The 22236-nt window shown below is 63.4% G+C and carries 20 protein-coding genes and 1 pseudogene; 7 read left to right on the forward strand and 14 right to left on the reverse strand.

The genetic code is table 11. The features are described 5' to 3' along the window. Nucleotides 1–28: 28 nt before the first annotated feature. Nucleotides 29–1198 carry a GGDEF domain-containing protein gene (locus AC0L2K_RS07975; RefSeq protein ID WP_027156274.1) on the reverse strand — a complete coding sequence of 390 codons (1170 nt, stop codon included), beginning with the start codon at nt 1196–1198 and terminating at the stop codon, nt 29–31. 267 nt (nt 1199–1465) lie between these two features. Between AC0L2K_RS07975 and parE the strand changes: the two genes are divergently transcribed. After that, nucleotides 1466–3517 carry a DNA topoisomerase IV subunit B gene (parE, locus tag AC0L2K_RS07980; RefSeq protein WP_473531057.1) on the forward strand — a complete coding sequence of 684 codons (2052 nt, stop codon included), beginning with the start codon at nt 1466–1468 and terminating at the stop codon, nt 3515–3517. 56 nt (nt 3518–3573) lie between these two features. On the opposite strand, the gene AC0L2K_RS07985 is transcribed toward parE, so the two are convergent. Further along, nucleotides 3574–4695: a DUF2336 domain-containing protein gene (locus AC0L2K_RS07985; protein WP_128172307.1), complete on the reverse strand. Its 1122-nt coding sequence runs from the start codon at nt 4693–4695 to the stop codon at nt 3574–3576. A gap of 244 nt (nt 4696–4939) precedes the next feature. Between AC0L2K_RS07985 and AC0L2K_RS07990 the strand changes: the two genes are divergently transcribed. Together AC0L2K_RS07990 and AC0L2K_RS07995 are read left to right on the forward strand one after the other, a co-directional pair. Further along, complete coding sequence (locus AC0L2K_RS07990) at nt 4940–5416, forward strand: MaoC family dehydratase (RefSeq protein WP_473531058.1); 477 nt, start codon at nt 4940–4942, stop codon at nt 5414–5416. A 3-nt stretch (nt 5417–5419) separates the two neighbouring features. After that, nucleotides 5420–6301, forward strand: coding sequence for an HpcH/HpaI aldolase/citrate lyase family protein (locus AC0L2K_RS07995; RefSeq protein ID WP_473531059.1), 882 nt, complete (start codon nt 5420–5422; stop codon nt 6299–6301). 14 nt (nt 6302–6315) lie between these two features. On the opposite strand, the gene AC0L2K_RS08000 is transcribed toward AC0L2K_RS07995, so the two are convergent. Both AC0L2K_RS08000 and AC0L2K_RS08005 read right to left on the reverse strand, forming a co-directional pair. Further along, a complete protein-coding gene (locus AC0L2K_RS08000; RefSeq protein WP_473531060.1) occupies nt 6316–6924 on the reverse strand; it encodes a flavin reductase family protein in 609 nt (202 codons plus the stop codon). Then, complete coding sequence (locus tag AC0L2K_RS08005) at nt 6925–7509, reverse strand: nitroreductase family protein (protein WP_128172303.1); 585 nt, start codon at nt 7507–7509, stop codon at nt 6925–6927. A 157-nt stretch (nt 7510–7666) separates the two neighbouring features. Between AC0L2K_RS08005 and AC0L2K_RS08010 the strand changes: the two genes are divergently transcribed. Continuing rightward, nucleotides 7667–8632, forward strand: coding sequence for a hypothetical protein (locus AC0L2K_RS08010; RefSeq protein WP_473531061.1), 966 nt, complete (start codon nt 7667–7669; stop codon nt 8630–8632). A 48-nt stretch (nt 8633–8680) separates the two neighbouring features. On the opposite strand, the pseudogene AC0L2K_RS08015 reads toward AC0L2K_RS08010, so the two are convergent. From AC0L2K_RS08015 to AC0L2K_RS08035, 5 genes and pseudogenes are all read right to left on the reverse strand, one after another. Further along, nucleotides 8681–9620: pseudogene (locus AC0L2K_RS08015) on the reverse strand (lysophospholipid acyltransferase family protein). A gap of 115 nt (nt 9621–9735) precedes the next feature. Beyond that, nucleotides 9736–11712 carry a threonine--tRNA ligase gene (thrS, locus tag AC0L2K_RS08020; RefSeq protein ID WP_473531062.1) on the reverse strand — a complete coding sequence of 659 codons (1977 nt, stop codon included), beginning with the start codon at nt 11710–11712 and terminating at the stop codon, nt 9736–9738. Between the two features lie 166 nt (nt 11713–11878). Continuing rightward, nucleotides 11879–12718 carry a class D beta-lactamase gene (gene blaOXA, locus AC0L2K_RS08025; protein WP_473531063.1) on the reverse strand — a complete coding sequence of 280 codons (840 nt, stop codon included), beginning with the start codon at nt 12716–12718 and terminating at the stop codon, nt 11879–11881. Between the two features lie 124 nt (nt 12719–12842). After that, entirely contained in the window at nt 12843–13220 is a 378-nt protein-coding gene (yidD, locus tag AC0L2K_RS08030; protein ID WP_128244790.1) for a membrane protein insertion efficiency factor YidD, read from the reverse strand. 7 nt (nt 13221–13227) lie between these two features. Beyond that, a complete protein-coding gene (locus AC0L2K_RS08035; protein WP_473531064.1) occupies nt 13228–13674 on the reverse strand; it encodes an iron-sulfur cluster assembly scaffold protein in 447 nt (148 codons plus the stop codon). Between the two features lie 240 nt (nt 13675–13914). Between AC0L2K_RS08035 and folE the strand changes: the two genes are divergently transcribed. The 3 genes from folE (at nt 13915) to AC0L2K_RS08050 (ending at nt 16212) form a co-directional block, all read left to right on the forward strand. Next, nucleotides 13915–14550, forward strand: a complete 636-nt coding sequence (gene folE, locus AC0L2K_RS08040) for a GTP cyclohydrolase I FolE (protein ID WP_023801043.1) — start codon at nt 13915–13917, stop codon at nt 14548–14550. Between the two features lie 138 nt (nt 14551–14688). Then, nucleotides 14689–15159, forward strand: coding sequence for a phosphoribosyl-AMP cyclohydrolase (hisI, locus tag AC0L2K_RS08045; protein ID WP_473531065.1), 471 nt, complete (start codon nt 14689–14691; stop codon nt 15157–15159). Between the two features lie 84 nt (nt 15160–15243). Next, a complete protein-coding gene (locus AC0L2K_RS08050) occupies nt 15244–16212 on the forward strand; it encodes a patatin family protein (RefSeq protein WP_128186154.1) in 969 nt (322 codons plus the stop codon). Nucleotides 16213–16257: 45 nt separating this feature from the next. Here the strand turns inward: AC0L2K_RS08050 and recJ are convergent, their stop codons facing one another. From recJ to AC0L2K_RS08075, 5 genes are all read right to left on the reverse strand, one after another. Beyond that, nucleotides 16258–18042, reverse strand: a complete 1785-nt coding sequence (gene recJ / locus AC0L2K_RS08055) for a single-stranded-DNA-specific exonuclease RecJ (protein WP_473531066.1) — start codon at nt 18040–18042, stop codon at nt 16258–16260. A 61-nt stretch (nt 18043–18103) separates the two neighbouring features. Next, nucleotides 18104–19087 carry a class II fructose-bisphosphatase gene (gene glpX, locus AC0L2K_RS08060; protein WP_023801039.1) on the reverse strand — a complete coding sequence of 328 codons (984 nt, stop codon included), beginning with the start codon at nt 19085–19087 and terminating at the stop codon, nt 18104–18106. A 142-nt stretch (nt 19088–19229) separates the two neighbouring features. Continuing rightward, entirely contained in the window at nt 19230–20543 is a 1314-nt protein-coding gene (locus tag AC0L2K_RS08065; RefSeq protein ID WP_473531067.1) for a homoserine dehydrogenase, read from the reverse strand. 47 nt (nt 20544–20590) lie between these two features. Then, nucleotides 20591–21808 carry an LL-diaminopimelate aminotransferase gene (locus AC0L2K_RS08070; RefSeq protein WP_027156255.1) on the reverse strand — a complete coding sequence of 406 codons (1218 nt, stop codon included), beginning with the start codon at nt 21806–21808 and terminating at the stop codon, nt 20591–20593. A 79-nt stretch (nt 21809–21887) separates the two neighbouring features. Continuing rightward, nucleotides 21888–22205: a hypothetical protein gene (locus AC0L2K_RS08075; RefSeq protein ID WP_473531068.1), complete on the reverse strand. Its 318-nt coding sequence runs from the start codon at nt 22203–22205 to the stop codon at nt 21888–21890. Between the last annotated feature and the right edge of the window lie 31 nt (nt 22206–22236).

The following is a 22236-nucleotide window of genomic DNA, read 5'->3' on the forward strand; positions in this document are numbered from 1 at the left end:
TGGTCTAACAAGAAGATAGAAGCCTCAATCAGGCAGAACGCAAGGCCGGCGCGTCGGCCTTGCTCGCCTTGTTCTGGGCGACGACGCGATTTCGCCCGGCGCGCTTTGCCGCATAGAGTGCGGCGTCGGCTTCGGCCAGCACATTGTCGAGACTGGTGCCATCCGTCCCGCCAAAGCCGATGCCGCCACTGACTGTGCTGCGCAACGGACCAAGCTGGGTGGCGACGACTTCCGTGCCGAAGGCGACGCTGATCTTGCTCGCAATGTCGTAAGCCTTCTCTTCAGTCATCCGCGACATGACGAGGACGAATTCCTCGCCGCCCAGCCGGAAGGCGTCGACGCCGGTCCTGGAGTATTTTCTGACGACAGCGGCGAAGCGGCGCAGAACCTGATCGCCAACCGGATGACCGAATACATCGTTCGTCTTCTTGAAATGGTCGAGGTCGAACATGGCGACGGACATGAACGGGCCGAAAATCCGCTCGCCGTAGAATGCCGTCAACGCCCGCCGGTTCATCAGCCCGGTCAATGGGTCGGTCATGGTCTCGGCCTTCAGTTCGATCTGCGCCTGCAAATGGTGCAGGGAGAGCGTCAATGCGCCGAGCCCCGTCATGCAGGCGACCGCCACGGCGGAATTCAACCGTTCGGCCCAGTTGTCGGGCGCAACGCCGAGCACCCATTGGCCCTTGACCAGCAGGACCGCGCCGCAAAGTCCGAAGGACAGCGCACAGACGCCGCTCAGGAACGAAACGACCAGCAATATCCGGCGATCATGACCACCTTTGATCCAGAACATCACCCCGATAAGCGAGAGCAGCGCCGTTACCGTCGCGTAGGTGACGATGAAGCCGACGCCGTCAAAGCCCAGCGACGTCGCGCCTGCGCAAACCGCCATCGCAGCCAGGGTCGGCAAGATGGCGCGCCTGTAGTCATGGACGCCGAGATACTGCATGGCCGACAGGCAGAGGGTCAGAAGGCCCAGGCTGAGAAGCGCAAGTACAATCTGGCAAAGCCAGGGGCTGGGATGCTTGGCATAGTGCCAGAACAAGACCACATGTGCGACGAGCACGAGAATGCCGCACGCCACCGTCAGCACAAAGCGTGCCTGTGGCGCGGTGCACCAGATCGCAAACAGGGTGATGCTGAGGCACGTGCCCGACAGCGCTGCCGCAAGCAGGAGCGAACTGTAATCCAACATGCGTAAGCGACAGCCTCTTCTCGGGTTCTGCCGCATTCTAGGTCAGCAGCAATCCGCGAATACCCTTTTTCGGCCAACCTTCCGGCGTAACCTCCGGACAAGGTTTACAAAGCGTCGATGCCCTCGGCCCGTTTCCGCCGCTTGGTTGTCGAATGGTTTTGCAGTAAGAGGCTCTATCCTCGAACGTAACGGGAACCTCCGTCGCCTGCCCGCAAAAAGCGTGGCAGTATCGGGTGGTGATTCGCAGCATCGCAATCCAGGACCAGCATGAACGACAGCAACGATCTTTTCGGCAATTTGGACAAGCAGCCGCAACCGGTTCGCGCCACCGCGCGCCCGGCCGACCCGCTGGTGCAGGCGGCGAAGCGCCCGGCATCCCGCGACGGCAGCGAGAGCTACAGTGCCGCCGACATCGAGGTTCTGGAAGGGCTGGAGCCGGTGCGGCGGCGGCCCGGCATGTATATCGGCGGCACGGACGACAAGGCGATGCACCATCTGTTCGCCGAGGTCATCGACAATTCGATGGACGAGGCGGTCGCCGGCCACGCGACGTTCATCGATGTCGAGCTTTCGGCCGACGGATATCTGGCGGTGACCGACAATGGCCGCGGCATTCCGGTCGATACGCATCCGAAATTCAAGAAGCCGGCGCTCGAAGTCATCATGACGACGCTGCATTCGGGCGGCAAGTTCGACAGCAAGGTCTACGAAACCTCGGGCGGCCTGCACGGCGTCGGCGTCTCCGTCGTCAACGCGCTGTCGGACCATCTCGAGGTCGAGGTCGCGCGCGGCCGCCAGCTCTATCGCCAGCGCTTTTCGCGCGGCGTTCCGGTGACCGGTCTGGAGCAGCTCGGCGAGGTGCATAACCGCCGCGGCACCAGGATACGCTTCCATCCCGACGAGCAGATCTTCGGCAAGGGTGCGGCGTTCGAGCCGGCGCGGCTCTACCGGATGACGCGCTCGAAAGCCTATCTGTTCGGTGGCGTCGAGATCCGCTGGACCTGCGACCCCTCGCTGATCAAGGAGAAGGACACGACGCCGGCCAAGGCCGAGTTCCATTTTCCCGGTGGCCTCAAGGATTATCTGAAAGCCTCGCTCGGCGACGAATTCCAGGTCACCCGCGAAATCTTTGCCGGCAAAAGCGACAGGCAAGGCGGCCACGGCTCGCTCGAATGGGCGGTGACCTGGTTCGGCGGCGACGGGTTCCTCAATTCCTACTGCAACACCATTCCGACCGGCGAAGGCGGCACCCACGAGGCCGGCTTCCGCAACGTCTTGACGCGCGGCCTGCGCGCCTATGCCGAGCTGGTCGGCAACAAGCGCGCTTCGATCGTCACCTCGGAAGACGTCATGATCTCGGCGGCGGGCATGCTGTCGGTGTTCATCCGCGAGCCGGAATTCGTCGGCCAGACCAAGGACCGGCTGGCGACGATCGAGGCGATCAGGATCGTCGAGGCCGCGATCCGCGACCCCTTCGACCACTGGCTGGCCGACAACCCGCAGGAAGCTTCGAAGCTGCTCGAATGGGTGATCGCGCGTGCTGACGAGCGGGTGCGCCGCCGCCAGGAGAAGGAAGTCTCGCGCAAGAGCGCGGTGCGCAAGCTGCGCCTGCCCGGCAAGCTCGCCGACTGCACGCAGAATGCCGCGGCCGGCGCCGAGCTCTTCATCGTCGAGGGCGATTCGGCCGGCGGCTCGGCGAAACAGGCGCGCGACCGCGCCAGCCAGGCAGTGCTGCCGCTGCGCGGCAAGATTCTCAACGTCGCCAGCGCCGGCAACGACAAGCTGGCTGGCAACCAGCAGATTTCCGACCTGATCCAGGCGCTTGGCTGTGGCACGCGGTCAAAATACCGCGATCAGGATCTGCGCTACGACCGGGTCATCATCATGACCGACGCCGACGTCGACGGCGCCCACATCGCTTCGCTGCTGATCACCTTCTTCTATCAGGAGATGCCGAGCCTGGTCCGCGACGGCCATCTCTACCTGGCGGTGCCGCCGCTCTACTCGATCCGCCAAGGCGGCAAGGTCGCCTATGCCCGCGACGATGCGCACAAGGACGAACTGCTGCGCACCGAGTTCACCGGGCGCGGCAAGGTCGAAATCGGCCGCTTCAAGGGGTTGGGCGAAATGATGGCCGCCCAGCTCAAGGAAACCACCATGGACCCGAGAAAGCGCACGCTGCTCAGGGTCGACGTGATCGATGCCGAGGCGGCGACCAAGGATGCGGTCGACGCGCTGATGGGCACCAAGCCGGAAGCCCGCTTCCGCTTCATCCAGGAACGCGCGGAATTCGCCGAGACGGAAGTGCTGGACATCTGAGCTAACCCGCTCGCGTCGAATGCGGAGTTCCCGGAGTTCTTCGTGAAGGATAAGGCCTAAGCCGCCGCGATCGCCAGCGCGTGACCGCGCGCGTTTTCGCGCAGCGCATCGAGGTGGATCGATTTGACCAATCCGGCGAGATCGCCTTCGGCGGACTGCCCGCCCAATTCCTTCAGCATCAGCCAGCTGACTTCCTGGACGCCGGCGAGGCGCTTGCCATTGGCGACCTCGCGCCAGATCTTCAGCGCGCGCAGGATGATGGCGTGCGTGGCCGCGGCCAGGCCGGCGCTGCGGAGCAGCGCCTGCAGCGCCACGTCGTGCCCGCCGGCCAGCAGCGCCCTCACCCGTTGTTCGGATTGCTGGCTGAGCGCGACCAGCGCCGAGCCGAAGAAATCGACCTTGCCGTGCGCAATGGTGCGAATGATGAAGCTTGCGGTCAGGTCGCCGCGCAGGCGCAGATGCTCGATGAGTGCCGCATGTTCTTCCTGGTGGGTGCCTTCGATCAGCGTCATCGACGCCTTGACGCAGGCGTCGCGCATGACGCGCTCGGTTCTGGCACGGCCCATCAGCGCCAGCACCAGCGGCGAACCTTTTAGCGTTTCACCAAGTTTTATCAGCAGCATATGCCGGCAGTCAGCGGGCAGACGCGCATCCGATATCAGCGCTTCGCGCAGCGAAGGCAGATGGCCATGGCGTTCGGCGATACGGCGGAAGCTGAGCGAAGCGATGTCGGCGCCGCTGTTGGCGAGAAGCGTGGCGCAGGCTTCCGGCTCGCCGATTTCGGCGATCGCGGCGGCGACCGCCATGGAGACGCGCGGACGATCGGCGATCAGTTTCTGGATCGCCTTCTGGCCGCCGGCAACCCGGTCGATCAGATCGGCATCGGTAAGCAGCGGCGAACGTGCCAGCACCAGGCTGGCGACTTCCGGCTGATCGGACGCCAGCGCGCTGATGATCTGCAGCGGCGCGTGATGGCTCATCGACAGCGCCTCTGCCATCGCCAGCCGCACTTTCGACGAGGCATCGTCGAGCAGCAGCGTCAGCGCCGCCTCCGCCGCGCAGCGATCCTCGAAAGGCAGCTCGGCATTGATGTAGGCGCGAGCCAATGCGCTTGCTGCCGCGGCGCGCTCAGAGACCCTTGCCGTATGAATCCATTTCAGGAAATGCGAAACAACCATGCCGTCCGCTATGCCCCTAGCCCGAGTCCGTTCCCGCCCAGTGAAGACCCTAGGTAGAAATGGTTTACGAACGGTTCACCATGTTTGTTAACTGGCCCATCTTTGTTAACTGGCCCCCTGTTTGTTAACTTTGCTTGCCAGCGCGGTATGCAGCGCCTGGCGACGTGCGCGGTTTCGGAAAGTACGCTAACACTTTGAATCTTCGCATCGTGCTTTCCAAAACTCGATTCCGATTTTCGGGGCGATGCGGCAGCGGAGGAGATCGACCATGACCGGGCTTTATCTGGAAGAGTTCGTCGTCGGCCATGTCTTCCGGCACACGCTGCGGAAAACCGTCACTGAAAGCGACAACATGCTGTTTTCGGTAATGACGCTGAACCCGCAGCCGCTGCACATCGATTTCGACTTCGCCGCCAAGAGCGAATGGGGCAAGCCGCTGGTCAATTCGCTGTTCACGCTGGGCCTGATGATCGGTATTTCGGTGAACGACATCACCGTCGGCACCACCGTCGCCAATCTCGGCATGAAGGAGACGGTGTTTCCGCATCCGGTCTTCCACGGCGACACCATCCGCGTCGAGACGACGGTGGTGTCGGTGCGCGACTCCAGGTCGAAGCCGGACCGCGGCATCGTCGAATTCGAGCACCGCGCCTACAACCAGGACGACGTGCTCGTCGCCAAATGCACGAGGCAGGCGATGATGATGAAGAAGGCGGCCTGACCGATGCGCTCGCTGCTGTTCGTTCCCGGCGATTCGGAAAAGAAGCTGGAAAAGGCGATTGGCGCCGACGCCGACGTGGTCATCGTCGATCTCGAGGATTCGGTCGCGCCAAAAAACAAAACCTTGGCCCGCGATATCGCCGTACGCTTCATCACCGGACACAGGCATCAGACCAGATCCGCGATCTATGTCCGCATCAACGATCTCTCGACCGACCTGACCGACGAGGATCTGGCGGCACTCGTGCCAGTGAAACCCGACGGCATCATGCTGCCGAAGTCGAACAGCGGACAGGATGTCCAGCAGCTCTCGGCCAAGCTCAGGGTGCACGAGGCCGAAAGCGGGCTGCCGGACGGTGCGATAAAAATCCTGCCGATCATCACCGAAACAGCTGCCGGCGTGCTGGCGGCTGCGACCTACGCCAACGCAAGTGCGCGGCTTGTCGGCGTGACCTGGGGTGCGGAAGATCTATCGGCAGCAATCGGTGCGCGCACGGCCCGCGACGAGAATGGCCGCTACACCGATGTGTTCCGCTTCGCCCGCACCATGACCATCCTCGCCGCCGGTGCCGCGGAAGTCGCGGCGATCGACACGGTTTTCCCAGATTTTCGCGACATGACCGGCTTCGCGGCGGAATGCGCCGAGGCCGAGCGCGACGGCTTCACCGGCAAGATGGCGATCCATCCGGCGCAGGTGCCTGTCATCAACGCCGCCTTCACGCCGTCGACCGAGGCGGTGAAACACTCCCTGGCAATCGTCCAGGCATTCGAGGCGGCTGGAAATCCCGGCGTCGTCGGCATCGGCGGCAAGATGTACGACCGGCCGCATCTCAAGCTGGCCGAGCGGCTTCTGGCACGCGCCAGGGCGGCGGGGATTTCGGCCTGACCTTTTCCCCAGCCCTAACTTTTTCCCCAATGAGGCCGGCGCATCGAGAATATCTCGCTGACGCTGGCATAATCCATGTAGCCGAGACGGCCGACATTGCCCGCCCTGACGATATCGAAGATGCCGTCTTTCAGGAATGCATCGTCGATATGCACACCGACGACTTCGCCGGCGACGACGATGGCGCCGGTCGGTGTCCCGTCCAGCGCCTTTGGCCGCATGATCTCCGTCACCCGGCATTCAAGCGCCGCGGGCGCCGCCGCCACGCGGGGTGGCGCAACCAGCCGCGACGGCGCCATGGCGAGATCGGCATAGTCGAATTCGGTGACGCCGCGCGGCGCATCGACCGCGGTGCGGACCATTTTTTCAGCGAGATCGCGGCTGACGAGATTGGCGACGAACTCGCCCGTTTCTTCGGCGAATGTGGCGCTGTCCTTCTCGCCTTCGGATGAAAACCAGACGATGAAGGGCCGCGTCGAAAACGCATTGAAGAATGAATAGGGGGCGAGGTTGACCTCGCCGGCCTTGTTCACCGTCGAGATCCAGCCGATCGGCCGTGGCGCCACGATCGCCTTGGACGGGTCATGCGGCAGCCCGTGGCCTTTAGACGGCTCGTAGAACATTCAGCCCACCCATGGCCCTGCATAATCGCCATAGAGCTTTGCCGGATCCGGCCGTGGCCGCTCGGGCGCCGGCCCCTGATAGGAGCCGATATGGATGAAGCCGACCACCCGCTCATGCGGCGCCAGCCCCAGGATCGCCCTGCCCTCCGGCACGTCGGAATACCAGTTGCTGATCATGTTGGTGCCATAGCCCAGCGCATTGGCTGATAGCATCAGGTTCATCGCCGCCATGCCGCCGGACAGGAACATCTCCCATTGCGGGATTTTTGGGTTTTCCTTCGGGCTCGACACCACGCCGATCACCAAAGGCGCGCGCGAAAAGCGCGCCAGTTCCTGGTTATGGCGGCCTTCCGGCAGCGGCCCTTCGCGCTGTGCGGCAAGGGCCGCCAGCTTCTTGCCGATCTCGACGCGCGCCTCGCCCCGGTAGAGGATGAAGCGCCACGGCTCGAGCCGGCCGTGGTCCGGCACCCGCGAGGCGGCGGCAATCATCGTCGCGATGTCAGCGTCGCAGGGCGCCGGTTCCTTCAACTCCGGGATCGGCGCGGAATTCCGGGTCAGCAGAAAGTCGATGATCGGCGACGCCATGGGCGCAAGTCTCCTTGGAATTTGAGCTGAAGCGCACCATCGGGACATCGGGCGGCTCGGGCATTGGCGCGGTGCGCCGCACAAAGAGCCCTCTAGCAGGATCTGATCGGACTTTTGAGCCTTGAAATTGCCACCGCCTTGGGCTTCAACGCAAGCCATGTTTGAGGGGACATCGCGACTTTTCCCGATCTGGCTCGCAGCCGCACTGTTGATGGTGCCGGTTTCGCTTGCCGTCGCGCAGGATGCGGACGGCCTCGGTGATCTGAAACTTCCCGGAATGTCGAACTATGCGCCCCCAAAAAGCGAGGCACCGCTGGCAGCGGCGAGCAGCGGAGCGATCACGCTGTCGGCGCAATTGACCGACAAGGGCGCCGACATCACACGCGGCATCGTCTGGCGCGTCTTCAAGCCTGACGCCACCGGCGACGGCAAGCTGCCGATGGTCGCTTCCGCCCATGGCGGCAGCGCGGTGTTCCAGCTCGAGCCCGGCAGCTATCTGGTCCACGCCTCTTACGGCCGGGCCGGAGCCACCAAGCGCATCACCGTCGGCAAAGACGCCAAGCGCGAAAGCCTCGTGCTCGATGCCGGCGGACTCAAGCTCGACGCCGTGCTGTCGGGCGGGGTGCGCATACCGCCGAAGAAACTGCGCTTTTCGATCTATGAAGGCCAGGCCGAAGCCAATCACGATCGCGCCCTGATCATACCCGACGTCGAGCCGAACAGCGTCGTGCGGCTGAACGCGGGCGTCTATCACGTCGTCTCGACTTATGGCTCGGTGAATGCGGTCATCCGCTCAGACATCCGCGTCGAGGCCGGCAAGCTGACCGAAGCAGCCGTCGAGCATCGTGCGGCGGAGATGACCATGAAGCTGGTGCGCGAGGCGGGCGGAGAGGCGATCGCCGACACCTCCTGGTCGTTGCTCAACGAATCCGGCGATCCCATCCAGGAAACCGTCGGCGCCTTTGCTTCGATGGTGCTTGCCGAGGGCGACTACACAATCATCGCCAAGAACCGCGACCGCATCTACCAGAAAGATTTTACGGTCGTGGCCGGGCAGAACCAGGAAATCCAGGTTTTGGCCACGGAGGCCTCGGCGATCGATCCTCAGGAAGGCGCGGACTAGACGTCCGAACCCTGTGCGGGAACCGGTCCAGCAGCGTATGATTGCCGATCAAGCCGCGTTACGCATGCGTTGCGGCAGAAACTGGCCGCGGCCGCGCGGTTCCGCCGGAGCCAGATCGAAGACAGCCCGGTAAAGCCGCTCGAGCAAAGCCTTGCGGTCGCGCACCTGCTCCAGTTCGTCCCATCCCAGCACGTCGCCTACGTGCACGTCGATCGATTTGCCGGACAGCCGACCGAATTCGTGGATGAGCAGCGAAGTACGCAGCGTCAGCGAAGCCCTGCCGACGAACTTCGCCACGCGCCCGTCACGCTCGGCCAGTTTCATGGGTCCGCTGACCAGGTGGAACAGCCGCCCGTTCTGGCCGGAAAAGTGCATTGGGACAACCGACGCCTTGGCATCCCTAACGAGACGGGCCGGAAACATCTTCCACGGCAGGTCGCGCGCCCGGCCAAAACCTTTCGGCGCGGTGGCGACGCCGCCCGCGGGGAAGACGACGATGATGACGCCGTCTTTCAGCAGCCGCACCGCCTCATGGCGCACCGCCATGTTGTTCCTGAGCGCGTCCTTGGTCTCGGAAAAGTCGATCGGCAGCGAATAGGGCTCCATCTCGCGGATCTTGAGCAGATCCTTGTGGATCATGACACGGAACGGGCGCTGAAGCTGCTCGGCCAGCGACAGCACCGCAATGCCGTCGCCGATGCCGAACGGGTGGTTGGCGACGATCACCAGCGGCGTGTCGGGCAATTTTTCCGGCGGCCATTGGCCGGTGGTCCGCACCCTGACATCGATCAGCTCCAGCATGCGGCTGAACACGCGCTCGCCGGTCGGCACCACATGGCGGCGCCAAAAGTCATAGAGCGCCGCGAAAGCGATCGCGGCCGGACAGGCCTTCGATGGAGTGGATGAACCAGCGCGTCAATGCCGGCTGATGCGGGCTGGCGTAGGAAAGCTCGGGAAACGGTCTTTCGCGCATCTTCAGCTTGAGCATGAGGCTCGTTACAAGGCCGGCGTGACAAGCGTGTGAAATGGCGGGCATGTGAATGGCGTGCATGTGAATGGCGGTGGATCGCTCCACCGCCATTTCATCGACAATCCGGCTGAACTCAGGCCGCTCGTTTGCGCTTGCGGTCGGGCGTCACCGCCTCTTCGGCAAGCATCGCCACCGCCTGGCCAAGGCCAAGCGACTCCTGGTCGCGCGAGCCGAGCCGGCGGATGTTGACCGTCTCTTCCTCCGCCTCGCGCTTGCCGCAGACGAGGATGACCGGAACCTTGGCCAGCGAGTGCTCGCGCACCTTGTAGTTGATCTTCTCGTTGCGAAGATCGGCTTCCGCCAGCAGTCCGGCCGCCTTTAGCTGCGCGACGACCTTTTGCGCGTAATCGTCGGCATCGGAGGTGATCGTTGCCACCACCACTTGCAGCGGCGCGAACCACAGCGGGAAATGGCCGGAATAGTTCTCGATCAGGATGCCGAGGAAGCGCTCCATCGAGCCGCAGATGGCGCGATGCACCATCACCGGCTGCTTTTTTTCAGAATCCGAGCCGATGTAGAAGGCGCCGAACCGTTCCGGCAGGTTGAAATCGACCTGCGTGGTCCCGCATTGCCAATCGCGGCCGATGGCGTCCTTCAGCACATATTCGAATTTTGGCCCGTAGAACGTGCCCTCGCCCGGATTGACGCCGGTCTTGATCCGGTTGCCCGACCGCGCTGCGATCTTGTCGAGCACGTCCTGCAGCACGCCCTCGGCATGATCCCACATCGCGTCGGTGCCGACCCGTTTTTCGGGGCGGGTCGCCAGCTTGACGGTGATTTCGTCGAAGCCGAAATCGGCATAGGTCGACAGGATCAGGTCGTTTATCTTGATGCATTCGTCGGCGAGCTGTTCCTCGGTGCAGAAGATGTGGGCATCGTCCTGGGTAAAGCCGCGCACGCGCATCAGCCCATGCAGCGCGCCGGACGGCTCATAGCGATGGACACTGCCGAATTCCGCAAGTTTTACCGGCAGATCGCGGTAGGACTTCAGCCCGTGCTTGAAGATCTGGACGTGGCCGGGGCAGTTCATCGGCTTCAGCGCAAACATCCGGTCGTCGTCGGTATCGTCGCCGGCAACCGTCACCTTGAACATATTGTCCCGGTACCAGCCCCAGTGACCTGACGTCTCCCACAGGCTCTTGTCGAGCACTTGCGGCGCGTTGACTTCCTGATAACCCTGCTCGTCGAGGCGGCGACGCATGTAGTTGACCAGGTTCTGGAACAGCCTCCAGCCCTTGGCATGCCAAAAGACGACGCCCGGCCCCTCCTCCTGGAAATGGAACAGGTCCATCTCCCGGCCGAGCTTCCTGTGGTCGCGCTTTTCGGCTTCCTCCAGCATGGTCTGATAGGCATCGAGCTGCGCCTGATCGGCCCAGGCCGTGCCGTAGATGCGGGTCAGCATCGGATTGTTCGAATCGCCGCGCCAATAGGCGCCGGCCACCTTCATCAGCTTGAAGGCGCTGCCGATCTGTCCGGTCGAGACCATGTGCGGGCCGCGGCAGAGGTCGAACCAATCGCCCTGCGCATAGATCTTGAGGTCCTGATCTTCGGGAATGGCGTCGATCAGTTCCAGCTTGTAGCGCTCGCCCTTGTCAGCAAAGATCTTTTTCGCCTTCTCACGCGACCACACCTCTTTGGTGAACGGCTTGTTGCGCGCGATGATCTCGCGCATCTTCTTCTCGATCACCGGGAAATCGTCGGGCGTGAACGGCTCGTTGCGGGCAAAATCATAGTAGAAGCCGTTGTCGATCACCGGGCCGATGGTCACCTGCGTACCCGGCCACAATTCCTGCACGGCTTCGGCCAGCACGTGCGCTGCGTCATGGCGGATGAGCTCCAGCGCGCGCGGATCCTCGCGGGTGATGATCTCGATCTTGCCGGACTTGCCGAGCGGGTCGGAAAGATCGCGCACCACGCCATCGATCGAGTAGGCGACCGCCTTCCTGGCCAGCGACTTGGAGATCGATTCCGCCAGGCCGGCGCCGGTCATCGCCGCATCGTAGTCGCGGGCGGAGCCATCGGGAAATGTCAGGGAAACGGAATTCAGCATAAAATTCTCCTATCCAGTCCCGCAAACGAGCGCGGGTGGTGAAATGCATGTCGCCCAAAGTGTGCAGCGGTTTTGGCTCGACCGACATGCATAAAGTAAAAAGCCGGATGCGTCCGGCGGCAGTCTTTTATGGGCAGATTTTCGTGCCGTAAAGGCGAATGGCCGATCACTTGCTCTTGTTGATGAGATTCGGCAGCTCTTTCAGGAATATCGTCCGCGTCTGAGGACCCTTCGGCGTATCGGAACGTTTCGTATCGATTACCAGGCGGGCAAAGACGATGCTGCGCGCATCCTTGTTCGCCCAGCCGACAAACCAGCCAAGCGAGCGCCAGCCAAGCGGGCCCTTGTCGGCGCTTTCGCCAAGCCTGGTGGTCCCGGTCTTGCCCTGCACCGTCCAGCCACCTGACCGGAAGGTCGGCAAGATCGCCTTGGTCATCGCGTGGGCTTTGGCCGAAACCGGCAGTTCGCCGGCAAGCAGCCGGCGCAGGAAATTCACCTGTTCGACCGGCGATATCTCAAGGGAAGAATTCACCCAGGACCGGGTGAGGCCATCATTCCTGCCGGCAATGCCGGCAACATCGGTATTGCCGTAGTCGAATTTCGAGACGTAGCCGGCAAACCGCTCGCTGCCGAGCCGGCGGGTGATTTCCTGCGAAAACCACAGCACCGAATCCTTTTCCCAGATCGTCGGGTCTACGGTTTTCTGGTCCCGCTTGACCGCCTTGAACTCGGGCTTGTAGTCCCAAGCCGGCGTGTGCTCGTCGCTCAGGATTCCCGAATCATAGCCGATCAGGGCCAATGGGACCTTGAAAGTCGAGGCGGGGCTGAAGCGCTGGTCGCAGACCCCGTCCCGATACAGCGTTTCACCGCTTGCAGCATCCAGGATCAGCGTGCATTCGACCTCCCCCAGCGGCGCCGATTGTGCGCGGATCGGAAAACCCAAAAACCAGGCCAGAAGGTAGATAACCACGGCGAAAACGAATGGACGGCGGTCTATCTGGCGCATTGGCAATCTCTCCTGATGGCTATCAGGAGCGGCTTAGCGAGGCGGCTTGTCTCGATTTTGTCTTAAATGGGCAACGTGCGGTTAACCCTAGCAAATCGTAAAGATCCTGCTCTGTTTGCAGAGCTTACGCCCCACCGGCATCGGGTTCCGGATCACTGCGCTTCTTTCCGATCCGCCAGTACCGCCAGGGCGTGAACCAGGCATAGCGCTCGGCCAGCACCTCCGGCACCCGGTCGATGCCATGCGTTCCGCCCGGCCCGCAGCGCAGCACGCGGAAAAAACCCATCCAGCCGCCGGCCCATAGCCCATGGCGGGCAATCGCTTCGTGCGCGTATTCGGAGCAGGTCGGCAAATGCCGGCAGGAATTGCCGACAAAGCCGGACAGCGTCAGCTGATAAAAACGCACGAGCGAGGTGCCCAAAATTCGGCCGGGCGTCTTGCGCCAGGGACCTGGCCAGTTGCGCGTGTATCGCGGCCGCTGATGCGTGTGATCCGTCGCCATTTGACGGCTACGCCGCCTGTTCGGCGCGCTTCTTCTCGATCTGGCCGATCGCGTCGACCACCGCATCGAAGGTCAGCATGGTCGAGGCATGGCGCGCCTTGTAGTCGCGCACCGGTTCGAGGTATCTGAGGTCGGCGAAGCGGCCTTGTGGCGGCGCGCCGTTTTCCTTCAGCATCTTCAGCATGGTCTCGCGAACGCTGCGCAATTCATCCGCGCTGGCGCCGACGACATGCCGCGCCATGATTGAGGACGACGCCTGGCCAAGCGCGCAGGCTTTGACGTCATGGGCGAAATCGGTGACGATGCCGTCATCCATCTTCAGATCGACGGTCACCGTCGAGCCACACAGCTTGGAATGCGCGCGCGCGGTTGCATCGGGATGGTCGAGCCGGCCGATCCGCGCGATATTCCCGGCAAATCCCAGAATTTTCGCATTGTAGACGTCGTCGATCATATTTTTCCAATCCGTTGCCGCCGAGCGAACAGCGATTGCCGCAGGCGGCCTTCCTTTCGCTCGCAACGATCATATATAATGCTGGTACTCGGGTATGGACAAGGCGACCAACGACCGCGTCCCTGCTCAATTCACTTCACGCCGCTTACGGGCTGGAAACAGGGCACGTTTCTAACACCCGAAAGGTCGTGGTCCGTTCAACTCGTTCCTCCTGAGAGGGGAACTACGGGAGACGCCTTTATGGATGCCGTCATCAAGAAATTCATGCCCCCTTCTGCCTATATGGAAAAGCCGGTCACCGATCGGCCGACCGAAGCCGAAGCCGAGGCCGCGGTGCGCACGCTGTTGCGCTGGACCGGCGACAATCCGGACCGGGAGGGCCTGGTCGATACGCCAAAGCGTGTGGTGAAGGCCTATCGTGAAATGTTCGGCGGCTACGACAAGTGCCCGGCCGAAGAACTCGGCCGCACCTTCGAGGAAGTCGCCGGCTATGACGACCTTGTCCTCGTCAAGGATATAACGTTCCATTCGCATTGCGAGCACCACATGGTGCCGATCATCGGCAAGGCGCATGTCGGCTATCTGCCGGACGGCAAGGTCGTCGGCCTGTCCAAGATCGCCCGCGTCGTCGATATCTTTGCCCAGCGCCTGCAGACCCAGGAAGCGATGACCGCACAGATCGCCGGCGTCATCCAGGATGTGCTCAATCCTCGCGGCGTCGCCGTCATGCTCGAAGCCGAGCATATGTGCATGGCCATGCGCGGCATCCGCAAGGAAGGCTCCACGACGCTGACCTCGACCTTCACCGGCGTCTTTAAGGACACGCCCGAGGAACAGGTCCGTTTCGTCACCATGGTGCGCGGCGGCAGGGGCTGAACGAGCCTCGCCGGCCGCCAGCCATGGTCGCGAGAAATGAGAACCGGTTCTCGGATCAGATCATGGCCAAACAACAAGACAGAGCCTCGCCCATTCCGATCCTTTCGGACTGGGCGAGGCTCTGAACAAGGACCGGCGATGTCGGCAGTGAAATTTCGAAAAGCTCCATCAGACAAGAAAACACTGGAAGAAAGCACGGTCTTTTCGCCGCGCTTCGATGCCGGCGGCCTGGTCACCGTCGTCGTCACCGATGCCGAAGACGGCATGCTGCTGATGGTCGCGCATATGAACGCCGAAGCGCTGGCGCTGACGCTGGAAACCGGCATTGCCCACTACTGGTCGCGCTCGCGCAGCGCTCTGTGGAAGAAGGGCGAAACGTCCGGGAATGTCCAGAAAATCGTCGAGATGCTCACGGATTGTGACCAGGACGCAATATGGCTGCGCGTCAAAGTGATGGGCCACGACGCAACCTGCCACACCGGCCGGCGTTCCTGCTTTTATCGGACGGTGGGACTGATCGACGGCAAGGGGACGCTTGCCAGCGATGGCAGCAAGCCGCTGTTCGATGCGCAAGAAACGTATCGAAAGCCTCATGAACCATCTATTTGAACCATTCGCCGAACTGCAATCACGTATATTCATGATTTCGATACGGCCTGCCGATAATTTAGCCGCGGGACAAGGGAGATTGTGATGCTCGAATGGGCGTCATTGCATAACAGACCTGACGTTCGGGAGGCCAATGGCCTGTCATCGTCCGCCGGTGCATCCGAAAAGAGCCCCGCCAGGAAAACAGGCATTTCGCTGGCGCTGGGCGGCGGCTGCGCGCGTGGCTGGGCCCATATCGGCGTACTGCACGCGCTCGACGAAGCCGGCATCGAAGTGTCGATGATCGCGGGCACCTCGATCGGCGCGCTGGTCGGCGGCTGCTACCTTGCCGGCAAGCTGGATGAGCTGGAAGAATTCGCCAGGAGCCTGACCAAGCGGCGTATTTTTGGTCTTCTCGATCTCAATCTGCGCGGCAGCGGACTGTTCGGCGGCATGAAGCTCGATGCACGGCTGCGCGAGCACATGGCCGGCATCCGTTTCGAGGATCTGCCAAAACCTTTCGTCTGCGTCACCACGGAGATCCGCACCGGCCATGAAATCTGGCTGTCGGGCGGCTCGCTGATCACCGCCATGCGCGCCTCCTACGCCCTGCCCGGCGTATTCGAACCGGTCAGTTGCAACGGGCGCGTGCTGGTCGACGGCGCGCTGGTCAATCCGGTCCCGGTCTCGGTCTGCCGCGCCTACGAGCAGCCGCTCGTGGTCGCGGTGAACCTTCACTACGATCTGTTCGGCCGCGCCGCCGTCATCAAGCATAGCGCCGGCGAATTGGTCGTCGAGAAGGACGCGCCAAGGCCCGGCCTGATCGACACAGGGCACCAGTACCAGACACGGCTCGGCATCACCGGCGTTATGGTCGAAGCCTTCAACATCATCCAGGATCGCATTTCGCGGGCGCGACTTGCCGGCGACCCGCCCGATATGTCGCTGCAGCCAAAACTCAGCCACATCGGCCTGACCGAATTCCATCGCGCCGACGAGGCGATCCGCATCGGCTATCAGGTGACAATGGCCCAGATCGACGAGTTGGCCCGCCTGCAGGCGGTTCTGGCCTGAAGCGCGATCCGAACTGAAGGTCCGCGCAGAAAACGGAAGCTATCCTCAGGCGCGTGCAGCATCGACGATGCGGAACTGCACCGTGCGGTTGCCGTTCCAGTGATTGCCCGACAGCGAACCGGCGACATGCACCGGCTTGCCCCTGTTCTTGAACAGGAATTCGCCGAGCGCCGTGTCGACGGCGCGAAACGCGATCGCCTGGATGCGGCCACCGCTTTCCGACTGCAACTCGGCGCGGATGTGATTGGTGCCGACCGGCCTCGCATCGGCAAGGCGATGGCGCGGCAGCGCGAAGACCGGTGCGACATGCCCGGCGCCGAACGGGCCGGCTTTCTCCAGTGCATCGAGCAGGCCAAGCGTCGCGCCCTCGGCGGCCAGCGCGCCGTCGATCGCCAGGCTTTCCTCGCCTTGCAGCCGGAACACCTCGGCCGCCGCTCGTTCCTCGAAGAAGGCCCTGAGCGCGCCAAGTTTCGCCCGCTCCACCGTGATGCCGGCCGCCATGCCATGGCCGCCGCCCTTGACGATCAGCCCGGCAATGGCCGCCTCGCGCACCAGCCGGCCAAGATCGAAGCCCGTCACCGAACGGCCCGACCCGGTGCCGACACCATTGGCGTTGAAGGCGATGGCGAAAGCCGGTCGGCGCGCATGGTCCTTGAGCCGCGAGGCCAGCAGGCCGACGATGCCGGGATGCCAGTTGGAGCTGGCGGTGACGACGATGGCTGGCCCGTTGCCGCCGGCAAGCTCGGCATCGGCCTCGACGCGTGCCGCGGCCAGCATTTCCAGTTCCATCTGCTGCCGCTCCTGATTGAGCCGGTCCAGCGTCTCGGCGATGGTGCGGGCCTCGACGGGATCGTCGGTGGCGAGCAGGCGGCTGCCGAGTGCTGCGTCGCCGATGCGCCCACCGGCATTGATGCGCGGGCCGATCAGATAGGCCAGATGAAAGGTGCTGACCGGCTCGCCGATGCGCGAGACCCGCGCCAATGCCGCCAATCCTTCGTTCCTCTGCTGGCGTGCGATCTGCAGTCCCTTGACCACGAAGGCGCGGTTGACGCCGGTCAGCGGCACCACGTCGCAAACGGTGGCCAGGGCAACGAGGTCGAGCAAGCCGAGCAGGTCCGGCGGTGCGGCATCCGGCAACCGGCCGCGCAGGATCTTCGCCGTCTGCACCAGCGCCAGGAAGACGACGCCGGCGGCACAAAGATGGCCCTGCCCCGAAAGGTCGTCCTCGCGATTGGGATTGACGACCGCAACCGCTGCCGGCGGCGGACCGCCGAGCTGGTGATGATCGAGCACCACGACATCGGCGCCGCCAGCGTTCGCCGCGTCGATGGATACGGCGCTGTTGGTGCCGCAATCGACGGTGACGATCAGCGTCGCGCCGCGCGAGACGAGTTCACGCATCGCTTCCGGGTTGGGGCCGTACCCTTCGAAGATACGGTCCGGTATGTAGATCTCCGCAGGCACCGAGAAATGCGTGAGGAACCGCTTGAGCAGCGCCGACGAGGCGGCGCCGTCGACATCGTAGTCGCCGAAGATCGCCACCTTTTCCCTGGCAACGACTGCCCCGGCGATGCGGGCGGCGGCCTTGTCCATGTCAGTCAGCGACGCCGGGTCCGGCAAAAGATCGCGGATGGTCGGATCCAGGAACCGCTCGGTCTGCTCGGCGGTCACGCCGCGCCCGGCAAGCACGCGCGCAACGATGTCCGGCACGCCATAGCCTTGCGCTATGGCAAGCGCGGTCATGTCCTGCCGCTCGGTCAACCGGTGCTCCCAGGAAACACCTGATGCCGACTGCCTGACATCGAGGAAGATACGGTTTTCGCCCGTCATGCGACGCGCCGTCTGCGGATTGTCATTTCTCACGATATGCGACGGCCAGCCGAGTCGGGAATCAAAACTTTTCCAGATCCTGGTGCCTGGCCTTGATCTCGCGCACGGTGCGCGACGACGAGCGCAGCACGATCGTATGCGTGGTGATAAAATTGCGGCCGAACTTGACGCCGGCCAGCATGTTGCCGTCGGTCACGCCGGTTGCCGCGAACAGCACGTCGCCGCGCGCCATGTCTTGCGCGCGGTAGACCCGCTTCGGATCGAGGATGCCCATCTTCGCCGCGCGCGCCAGCTTTTGCGGCGTGTCGAGGATCAGCCTTCCCTGCATCTGGCCGCCGGTGCAACGCAACGCTGCCGCCGCCAGCACACCCTCCGGCGCGCCGCCGGTGCCGAGATAGATGTCGATGCCGGTTTCGTCCGGATCGGTGGTATGGATGACGCCGGCGACGTCACCATCGCCGATCAGCCGGATCGCAGCGCCCGTGGCGCGCACCGCCTCGATCAGCGCGCCATGGCGCGGCCGGTCGAGGATGCAGGCGGTGATCTCCGACACCGCCACGCCCTTGGCCCTTGCCAGGCTGGCGATGTTTTCGGCGGGCGCGGCATCGATGTCGATGACGCCGTCCGCATAACCCGGGCCAATGGCGATCTTGTCCATATAGACGTCGGGCGCGAACAGAAGGCTGCCCTTTTCCGCAATGGCGATGACCGCCAGTGCATTGGGCAGGTTCTTGGCGCAGATCGTCGTGCCTTCGAGCGGATCGAGCGCAATATCGACCGCCGGGCCTTTGCCGGAACCGACCTCTTCGCCGATATAGAGCATCGGCGCCTCGTCGCGCTCGCCTTCGCCGATCACCACCGTGCCGTTGATCGCGAGGCGGTTGAGCTCTTCGCGCATCGCGTCGACCGCGACCTGGTCGGCGGCCTTTTCGTCGCCGCGTCCGCGCAATCTGGCTGCCGCAACGGCGGCGCGTTCGGTGACACGCACCAGTTCCATTGTGAGTATCCGGTCGAGGCCGGCGACGATGTTCTGGGCAACGTTCATCGGTGGACAATCCTCGTTGGCACATTGCCTCCCGCCAGAGGCGCGCCGGTTGTGTCAAAGCTCCATGACAACAGCAAGACCTCAGCGGGTCTTTTTTGAAAACACAACGATATCAATCGATTGAAGGAGAAAAGAGATACGCCTATTCCGCCCGCTCGATGCGGATGACCTGCGGCTTGTCGGTCAGATGATCGTCCCTGGTGATGCCGTCGACAGCCCTGCGGACCGCCGCTTCCGTCGTCTCGTGGGTGACGAGGATCACTGTCTTCTGCAAGGCGGTATCCGGCCCGGCGGCATGCTGCACGATCGATTCCAGCGAAATGTCGTTGTCGGCCATGCGCTTGGCGATGGCGGCAAAGACGCCGATGCGGTCATGCACGGTCAGCCGGATGAAATAGCCGCCCGCATGGCTGCGCATCTGCGCCTTCTTGTACGGCCGCAATTCCTTCGCCGGCAGGCCGAAGACCGGACCGTGCTGGAAGCCGGGCCGGCTCTTGGCGATGTCGGCAATGTCGCCGACCACCGCCGATGCGGTGGCGTTGCCGCCGGCACCGGGACCGGAGAGCAAAAGCTCGCCAAGAATATCGGTTTCGATGGCCACGGCATTGGTGACGCCGTGCACCTGCGCGATGACCGAGGCCGTCGGCACCATGGTCGGGTGCACGCGCTGTTCGATACCGCTTTCCGTGCGCTGGGCGACGCCGAGCAGCTTTATCCGGTAGCCGAGATCGCCGGCCGCGCGGATGTCGGCCTGGCTGATGTTGGAAATGCCTTCCATGTAGATGTCGTTGGCGGCAATCCTCGTGCCGAAGGCAAGGCTGGTCAGGATCGACAGCTTGTGCGCGGTGTCGTGGCCCTCGATGTCGAAGGTCGGGTCGGCCTCGGCATAGCCCAGCCGCTGCGCATCTTTCAGGCAGTCGTCGAACGACAGGCCCTCGGCTTCCATGCGGGTCAGGATGTAGTTGCAGGTGCCGTTGAGAATGCCGAAGACGCGGGTCACCGAATTGCCGGCCATCGCCTCGCGCATCGTCTTGATGACCGGAATACCGCCCGCCACCGCCGCCTCGTAATTGAGCAGAACACCCTTCTTCTCGGCGGTCTCGGCCAGCGCCACGCCATGCTTGGCGAGCAGCGCCTTGTTGGCGGTGACGACGTGGCGGCCGGCTTCAAGCGCGGCTTTCACCGATGAATGCGACGGCCCTTCGTCGCCGCCGATCAGCTCGACGAAGACATCGATCTCGGCGGTCTGCGCCATTGCTACCGGATCGTCGAACCACTTGACCGCGTCGAGATCGACGCCGCGGTCGCGTTTGCGATCGCGGGCCGAAACGGCTGACACGACGATCTCGCGGCCGCATTGCCGCGTCAGTTCCGCCGCCTTGTCGCGCAGCACGCGCGCCACCGACGCGCCGACGGTGCCGAGACCGGCGATTCCAACACGCAACGCTTCAGCCATGTCCGGCGACGCCCCTCAAGGATTTGGTCGATGTGGTATCGGGCAACTCAACGATGCGCGGCGAGCGGCACCACATTGTTGGGCTGTTTGGCGCTGGACGCCAGGAAGCGCTTGATGTTGCGCGCCGCCTGCCGGATCCGGTGCTCGTTCTCGACCAGCGCGATGCGCACATGATCGTCGCCATGCTCGCCGAAGCCGACGCCCGGCGCCACCGCCACGTCGGCGTGCTCGATCAGAAGCTTGGAGAATTCGAGCGAGCCGAGATGCTTGAACGGCTCCGGGATCGGCGCCCAGGCGAACATCGACGCCGCCGGCGCCGGAACGGCCCAGCCGGCGCGGCTGAAGGCGTCGACCATGACGTCGCGGCGCTTGTGGTAGATATCGCGCACTTCGGCGATATCGGCGCCGTCGCCGTTGAGCGCATGCGCCGCCGCCACCTGGATCGGCGTGAAGGCGCCGTAGTCGAGATAGGATTTCACCCGGGTCAGCGCCGAGATCAGCCGCTCGTTGCCGACGGCAAAACCCATGCGCCAGCCGGGCATCGAAAAGGTCTTCGACATCGAGGTGAACTCGACCGCCACGTCGATCGCGCCCTGCACCTGTAGCACCGAGGGCGGCGGATTGCCGTCGAAATAGATTTCCGAATAGGCAAGGTCAGACAGGATGATGATGTCGTTCTTCTTGGCGAAGGCCACCACCTCCTTGTAGAAATCGAGCGAGGCGACCTGCGCCGTCGGGTTCGACGGATAATTGAGGATCAACGCCAGCGGCTTCGGGATCGAATGGCGGATGCCGCGCTCCAGCGCCGGAATGAAGCCGTCGTCCGGTTCCACCTGCAACGAGCGGATGACGCCGCCAGACATGATGAATCCGAAAGCGTGGATCGGATAGGTCGGGTTTGGGCACAGGATCACGTCGCCGGGCGCGGTGATCGCCTGCGCCATATTGGCGAAGCCCTCCTTCGAGCCCAGCGTCGCCACCACTTGCGTGTCCGGGTCGAGTTTCACGCCGAAACGGCGCGCATAGTAATTGGCCTGGGCGCGGCGCAGGCCCGGAATGCCGCGCGACGATGAATAGCGGTGCGTGCGCGGGTCGCGCACGACCTCGCACAATTTGTCGACGATGGCCTTGGGCGTCGGCAGGTCCGGATTGCCCATGCCAAGGTCGATGATGTCGGCGCCGCGCGATCGGGCACTGGCCTTCAGCCGGTTGACCTGCTCGAAGACGTAGGGCGGAAGCCGGCGGACCTTGTGAAATTCTTCCATGTCGTTTCCAGTGGTGGGTTCAATTCCAGACGGTCAAAGTGGTTTTGGCAAAGGTGGTTGTCGGTCGCGCGATATAATCCTATTTGCAGGTAGGGTCGAGGGCGGCATCGCATTTGGCTTCGATCTGCTTCAGCGCATCGGCGCCGTGCTGCTTCGCCAATGTGTTCAGCGCCGCCGGGTTCGCGACCTTGACCGCGCCGCCCTTTGAGCCCTGCGCCTGTGCCTCCGCCTTCAACTGGGCGAGCTTGGCGTTCTTTTCCGCCTCGGTGAATTGCTCCGCCGCCGCCTGCGGCGGGATATTCAGGTTGGGATAGGCGCCGGTGTTCTTCGGCCCGTCGGTAGCCGCGACAGGCGCGGCGCCCTCGATGTTGGTGCTCGAACAGCCGGCGATCGCCAAAAAGACGACCGCCGCGCCTGTGCGGCAAAAA

The sequence above is a fragment of the Mesorhizobium sp. WSM4817 genome, assembly GCF_055811135.1.